4 protein-coding genes are annotated in these 7111 nt (G+C 58.0%); 1 reads left to right on the forward strand and 3 read right to left on the reverse strand.

Features of this window, described 5'->3' with window-relative positions; translation table 11 throughout:
- Positions 1-13 precede the first annotated feature (13 nt).
- The gene (locus VG146_09650) at positions 14-1960 is read left to right on the forward strand and encodes a hypothetical protein (protein HEV2392613.1); all 1947 of its coding nucleotides are present in this window, start codon (positions 14-16) and stop codon (positions 1958-1960) included.
- Positions 1961-2234: 274 nt separating this feature from the next.
- On the opposite strand, the gene VG146_09655 is transcribed toward VG146_09650, so the two are convergent.
- From VG146_09655 to VG146_09665, 3 genes are all read right to left on the reverse strand, one after another.
- Positions 2235-4151 carry an ABC transporter ATP-binding protein gene (locus VG146_09655; GenBank protein HEV2392614.1) on the reverse strand — a complete coding sequence of 639 codons (1917 nt, stop codon included), beginning with the start codon at positions 4149-4151 and terminating at the stop codon, positions 2235-2237.
- A 302-nt stretch (positions 4152-4453) separates the two neighbouring features.
- Entirely contained in the window at positions 4454-5497 is a 1044-nt protein-coding gene (locus VG146_09660; protein ID HEV2392615.1) for an NAD-dependent epimerase/dehydratase family protein, read from the reverse strand.
- Positions 5479-6531 (reverse strand): glycosyltransferase family 9 protein, encoded by a 1053-nt coding sequence (locus VG146_09665; GenBank protein ID HEV2392616.1) that lies wholly within the window; start codon positions 6529-6531, stop codon positions 5479-5481. Before VG146_09665 ends, VG146_09660 begins: the two co-directional genes overlap by 19 nt.
- Positions 6532-7111: the final 580 nt, after the last annotated feature.

Raw genomic sequence — 7111 nt, forward strand, 5'->3', positions numbered from 1 at the left:
CAAAACAATTCGCGTGTTAAATCAATCAAAAGGGGCAACGCTGCTTGCGGCGATACTAGCCGGCATTTTCTGCGGGCTGGTTAGCGGTTTTTGCGGCGCGCCCGGGACGGTCTATCTGGTGGTGGGGTCCGATACGGCCATCTGGAATGCCGTGACAACGGTGGATGTTTACACCCGCCATCCGTATTACTCGCAGAATTCCTTCACGCAGACAAACGCCCCGATTTTTCAGGTGATGGATTCGGCCTGGCGCAGTCAGTTCAAGGATTCGTTCGGGCAGACCATCAAATTCACCTGGTGGATGATGGGCGGCAACATTTACCGCGACGCCATCAACCTGAACGTTCCTATTGCCGACACGATGACGCTGCACTTGATGAAGCAGTATCACGGGCAGGCCATCCGCCAATTCGGCGACGAACTTTCGCTGCATTATCACACCTTCATGTGGAGCGATTACAACGGCACGGGGACCTATTACTGGAACCAAACGCGGACCTTCAACGAACGCCGCGCCGATTTCGACTTTACTCTCGCCCAATACCTGCTCGAAGAAGGGATTTTCCCGGTGTCTTTTCGCAGCGGCTGGCATTTTATGGACCAGGCGTGGCAGCAGCACCTGAACGAGTTGATACCGTTCTGTTTTCATGACAACTACGGGGTGAAGGTCTCGTGGTACACCAACGCAGGCCCGATCGCCGGGGTCGAGGATTGGTCGCGCGCGCCGTCCGCATTTGTTCCGTTTCACGCTTCGACCAATGATTACCAGATTCCCGGCGACACGCCGGGCTGGAATGTGAGATCGGTCAAAATCCAGAATCTGACGCAAAGCACCGTGGATGAGATTTTCGCGCAGGGGTCGAATGGGGTGGACCAGGTGGCGTGTTTTTGGGATCATCTGCCCGAGAATTTTGCAGCCAACATCGTGAAGCTGGGCGGCTTGCTTAGCCAGGCGGCCGCCCTTTACCCCAAGGTGCCCTTCCGCTACTGCACGGCCGTCGAAGCGATGCAACGATGGCTCGGCGCAACCAACCTGCCTGCGCCGGTCCTGGACGTCGTCCCCACCGTACAGGATCAAACCCTTACCCTGGCCATCACCAGCAGCGCGCCGATTTTTCAGGAAAAGCCGTTTGTGTGTTTGCGCGACGTTTTCCAGCAATACACCAACCTCACGTCGATGTGTGTTCGCACCGGTTCCAACTCGTGGAACGTGGCTTTGCCGGCGCCCTCGAACCTGGTGGCCAAGGTGGCGGTGGCGGTGACGGACGCGGCGGGCAACCTGGCAACCAACATCTTGCGGTTTCTCCCGGACGATCTTTACCTGGACAACCTTGATCCCGAATATTCGGAGAGCCAAGGGACATGGACCTCCACGACCAACGCGGCGTGGGGAATCGACGCGCGCCTGATGCTGCTGGATTCCAACAACACCGCGCAAGCGGACTGGTCTTTGCCGATTGCCTGGTCGGGGCGCTATCGCCTGGCGGTCCAGGCGCCCGCCATTCGATTTGCGGCCACCAATGTGGCCTTCAATGTCCTGTCGGGAACGACAAATCTGTTTTCGGCCCTGTTCCCGCTGGGCGTTCCCACCAACCAATGGGTTTTTATCGGGTCGGTGGTCCTGGACGCGGCCCTTTCCAATCACGTGTCGATGGTTGTCAGCGGCGCCAATCAACCCGGCGCCTATGCCGTTGCGGATGTGTTACGGGTCGTCCCGGCGCCGGACTGGGCTTATGCGGCGCCCGGCGTCCAAAGCGCGGTTGCCGTTGTGTTGGCCAACAGCTTTTTGATTCGGTTCGCCGGCCAGGCCGGGGTCGCTTATACCGTCCAGCACAGCTCGGACTTGACGGGAAGCTGGTCCACGCAGGTCATCCTCAAGCCAAACACGACAGGGACTTTGGAATTTGAGGATGAAAGGCCTTTGCCGGGCCAGGCCTTCTTCCGGATCCTGGGGCGGTGATTCAAAGTGGAGTCGCAATCCGCGCCGCGGGTGTCGCGGAAGCGGGTTGTCAGCGGGGCGAATTTGCGGGAAGAATACTCAGAAGGATTCCGCTCCGGCCTGCTCACCGCGCAGCGTGGAAAACAATTCGCGCGCCCAAATGCATCAGGTGAGGCGTAAGGACTGTTACCCGACCACCGACCACCGCCTACGTCTCCCCCCAACCTTCACCCCCCAAGACTCTGTCCTCTCGGTTCCGGTTGCACCAAATTGCACTTCGACCAACCATTGAACCTCAAGCTGCGGCGGTCTCGAACTGGAGGTCGTAAAGCTTGCTGTACAGGCCGCGCGTTTCGATCAATTCCTCGTGCGTGCCGGTCTCGACAATCCGTCCCTGGTCCAGGACAACAATGAGGTCGGCCTTTTGGATCGTGGAGAGGCGGTGGGCAATGCAAATCGTGGTGCGACCTTGCATGAGGTTTTCGAGGGCGGTCTGAACAATGCGTTCCGCTTCCGTATCCAGGGAACTGGTGGCCTCGTCCAGGATGAGTATCGGCGCGTTCTTCAGAATGGCCCGGGCAATAGCGAGCCGTTGTTGCTGGCCGCCCGAAAGGTTCACGCCCTTTTCTCCCACTCGAAATTCGTACATTTTGGGTTTTTCGCGAATGAACCCATCGGCGTAGGCGTGTTTGGCGGCCTCTTCAATGTCGGCATCCGACGCGCCGGGCCGGCCCAAGGCGATATTATGGCGGATGGTGTCGTTGAACAGAATGGTTTGCTGGGTCACCACGGCGATCTGGGCGCGCAGGTCGCGGGAGGTAACCGAGCGGATATCAGTATCGCCGATCAAGACGGCCCCTTGTTGCGGGTCGTAAAAGCGCAGCAGCAGGTTGGCAATCGAGGTCTTGCCCGAACCGGTGCGCCCGACCAGCGCGACCAATTGGCCCGGCTGGATTGTCAAGTTGATATTGTGCAGCACTGTTTTGTCCCCATACGAGAAGGAGACATTTTCAAACCGGATGGGCACGTCACGCGCCAGAAGCGGTTTGGGATTGGCGGGCTCAGGGAGGTTGGATTGTGTGTTTAAAACGTCATAGATGGGAAGCACCACCGCCCGGGCAAGAGACAGTTGATGTTGCAGCCGGCTAAGATTCTTAAGCGGGGCGTACAGGCTGAATACGAGAAAAAAATAGGCCATCATATCTCCTGCCGGGGCGGGGGCAGTGGAGATAAACGCAAAATAGGCGAAGACGGACGCAACGCCGATGCTCCCGATGAATTCAATCAAGGGTCCAGGCAACTCCCCGGCGCGGATGGTGCGCATAAAAAAGCTGGTGACCGCGTCGGTGGCGCGGCGGAATTCATTGACGACGACTGTTTCGAGGTTATAGCCCTTGATCACGCGAATCCCGGTAAAGGATTCCTGCATGATATTGTTGAGACTGGCATTCTTGGCGTGAATCCCGTGGTCCGATTTGCGGAACTTTTGTCCGAATAGAATGACCGGTAACAGGCAGACCGGAAAAACCAGCAACGTGAACAGGGTAAGGACAGGCTGCAATGCGAACAAGCTGCCGACCAGCACGATAATGGAGATCGGCTCGCGGATCATGATGCCAAAAGAATCTTTGATGGTGGCATTGACCATCATCCCGCTCTCGATTCGGGCCATCAAATCCCCTGTGCTGCTCTTGCTGAAAAAACCAAGAGGCAGGCTCATCAAATGGCTGAAGAGGCGGACTCGCAAATCGCTCGCTGCGCGAAATCCGACCCAGGAAAGGAGATAAACATTTAAATAAGCCAGCAGGGTCCTTATCAACATGGCTGCAGGAATAAAGGAAATAACCAGAGCCAAACGGGCTTTCGAGGCGTGGCCGGCAGGACGAAACCATTGTCCCAAGGCATCCAATCGCCTTTTCAAAGGGGCCGGGAGGCGCGCGGCGAGGTTCTTCTTTGGCGGGGCAGGGGTTGGGCCGAGATTGGCTTGCCCTCCGGAGGGTCCGGCAAGGCGGTTCATCGGCGCAGCAGGCGAGGCGGCGCCTTGAACGGTCGGCACGCTCTGAGCGGGAAAGACCGCGTCCACTGCGAGCTTTAGCGAAAGGCCAAGGGTAGGCGCCAAGGCGCCCGAAAGGAAACCACACAGCAGACCAAGAACAAGCCGGCTCCGATAGGGCCTGGCGAGTTCGAGAACGCGTTTCAGGTATTCACGCATGTATCCGCTGCATTATGGAACAGGCCGGACTAATAAGCCAGCCCTACTGCGCGACTTAAAAAACCTCGGGCGCATCTTGACACTGCCACTGGAACGCCGGCTTCAGCCGGCAGCAGTGTGTAATTCACCACCCCTGCCGGCTAAAGCCGGCGTTCCGCGGCGGCTACAACAAGTTCCCGGTGGCCGTGTCAAGATGCGCTCAAAAACCTTTATGTGCAAAGTTTCCGCAGCCCGCGGAAATTTTAGCCGCCAGAGAACTCAAAGAACGCAAAGCGAAAAACTTAATCCCTTCACTGCGCGCCCTATTCGACCACCCGCTGCCCCTTCTTTCGCGCCTGGTACCGTTCATTAATCCATTTGTAAGTGGCGTGGAGGCCATCGTCGAGAGTAGTGTTTGGCTCCCAGCACAGGACTTTTTTGATAAAGGTGTTATCGCTGTTCCGGCCCGCAACACCGCGCGGCGCGTTGAGGTCGTATTCGCGTTTCAGCTTCACGCCCGCTATCCTTTCGACCTTCGAGACCAGGTCGTTTATGGAGACCAGTTCGCTCGAACCGAGATTAATCGGGGTTGCGATGAGGTCATCGCAATGCATGATCATGTCGATGCCCAATGTGCAATCATCAATGAACATGAAACTGCGCGTCTGGTGGCCGTCGCCCCAAATCGAGATGGAAAGATTCCCCGTGTCGATGGCCCGGATGACCTTGCGGCAAATGGCGGCGGGGGCTTTCTCACGGCCGCCGTCCCAGGTGCCCCAGGGGCCATAGACATTGTGGAACCGGGCGATGGCCGTCTTGAGGCCGCGTTCGGCCCAGTATTCCTGGCAAAACATCTCCGACATTAGTTTCTCCCAACCGTAGCCCCGTTCGGCCATCGCCGGGTAAGCATCGGCCTCTTTCAACGCGCGGACGTTCGCGTCCTGCTGGAGTTGGGTATTATACGCGCAGGCTGACGAGGAGAAGAAATACCGGCGCGCCCCTGCGCGATAAGCGGCCTCGATCATTTGGGTATTGATGAGGATGCTGCGCAGGCATTCGACCCGGAACCGCTCGATAAACCCCATGCCGCCCATATCGGCCGCGAGGTTATACACCTCGACGGCGCCCTCACAGGCGCGGTGGCAATTCTCCTCGCGGCTCAAGTCCATGGTGAGCGATTCGACCCCTGGAACCCGTTGGTACCATTCCGGCAAGGGTTTCTTATCCACGCCCCGAATCCGGGTAAAGCCTTTGGAGCGAAAATAGCGCGCCAGGGCGCCGCCGATGAATCCACCGGCCCCGCCGATGACAATCAAATCTTCCTTGTTCAGTTTGGGGTCTTTTTCAATTAATCGATGTTGTTCCATAAATCTTGTCCGCAGAGCCGGTGCAGGCAAAGGGTTTCATTCGAGGCCGCTGGTTTGGCAGGGAATTGTCCTTGGACCGGGGTGCTGGGAAACTGCGCGTTGCGTTGTTCGGCGAGCGCCCCGGCGCAAGCCTCGATGACCGCTTCGGGCTTTACGGCAGAAACATTGGCGCCATCTTCGGGCACCACGGCCCACTCGGGATGCTCGAAAGGAAAGCAGTTGCCCGGCTTGGTCGAGTTGATGATCATGACCACCCGCTTTCCCAGAGCTACGGCCAGGTGCAACAATCCGGTGTCGCCCCCAAGGATAATCGTGGAGGACTGGACCAGGCCCGCGCTGACCAGGAGCGGGGCGCCAGCGGCTACCGCGAACCCTGCATCGAGGGCCGGCGCCAGAACAGGGCGTTCACCCGGCCCCCCGCCAAACAAGACCTGCACTCGCCGCTCCCTCCAGTATTTTCCAATCGCCAGATAGCGTTCCAGTGGCCAGTTCTTATGCTCTCCTTTGGTGAAAGGCTGAATAAAGAGCGTGGGCCGGCTCGGCTCGAGGTTCCAATCCGCAAAGAGTTGTTGTGCCTGGGCGGCTGCCTGTTCCGGGACAATGAACCGATTACGGCACGGCGAGGATGAAATGCTTCCGCCGCGTTGCAACAGGTCCAAGTGATACTCGATGGGGTGCAGTTCAGGGTTTCGCCGAACCGCTCGCGTATAAGGCCAGCCTCGAGTGGGCCGATAAACGATACCCCACCGATGCGGGGCTCGGGTCCACAAGCTGAGCAATCCGGTCTCGCCAAACCCCTGGAAATCGATGGTCAGGTCAAACTTGTTGCGGTACAATTGCCAAAGCATCCCCAGGGCCTCTGGCAGGAGAGTCTTTGGATTGAGCCCGCGGTAGCGGGAGCGGTCGAGGGTGATCACGGAGTCAATCTGCGGAAAACCATCGAGCAAAGGCGCAAATTCTTTGTAGATTAAAAAGGTGCTCTGCGCTTGTGGAAAGGCCGCCTTGAGCGCATTGACCGCCGGCAAAGTAAACACCACATCCCCCAAGCCGCCCAACCGGACTAGCAGGACCTTCCGAATGTTCTGAATATCGGGCCTATAAATTTAAGAATCTTATGCCGTTAATTCCAAGCTGCGGCAAGTGGAAATTCCGGGAGAGGCGGGGAAGCAGGGGTAGTTTGTAGTGTCCACCGGTGACATCCGGTGTCCACCAGTGACGCGTGGTGGAGCATCGAAGGGAACGGGGCGAGAGGACCCGCCTGGGAGAGGCTTGCGGAAGGGGGCCTGGGCAGTTTGTGGCTACATTTGGCGACAGTTAGTTACATTTGGTGACATTTACCTACATGGCAGCGGTGAGCCCTGAGGCAAAATGAGCGAAGTGCAATTTGCTGCAACTAGCTGCAATTTGGCGCAACTAACTGCAATTTGGCGCAACCGGTGGCCGGTGGTCGGTGGTCGGTGGGCTGAAGACTGAACTAGCGAGGCAGAGCCTCAGACCGACGAGATGTAGTTAAAGTTCGAATGGTTCCGGTCGGTGCAGGCGCGACACCCGGAGGTGCCGGCATTTTAGCCTCAACAAGGAGGCGGTTTCTCCGTATAGGAGTAACAAACGCCC

The sequence above is a fragment of the Verrucomicrobiia bacterium genome, assembly GCA_035946615.1.
Classification (GTDB): Bacteria; Verrucomicrobiota; Verrucomicrobiia; order Limisphaerales; family UBA8199; genus DASYZB01.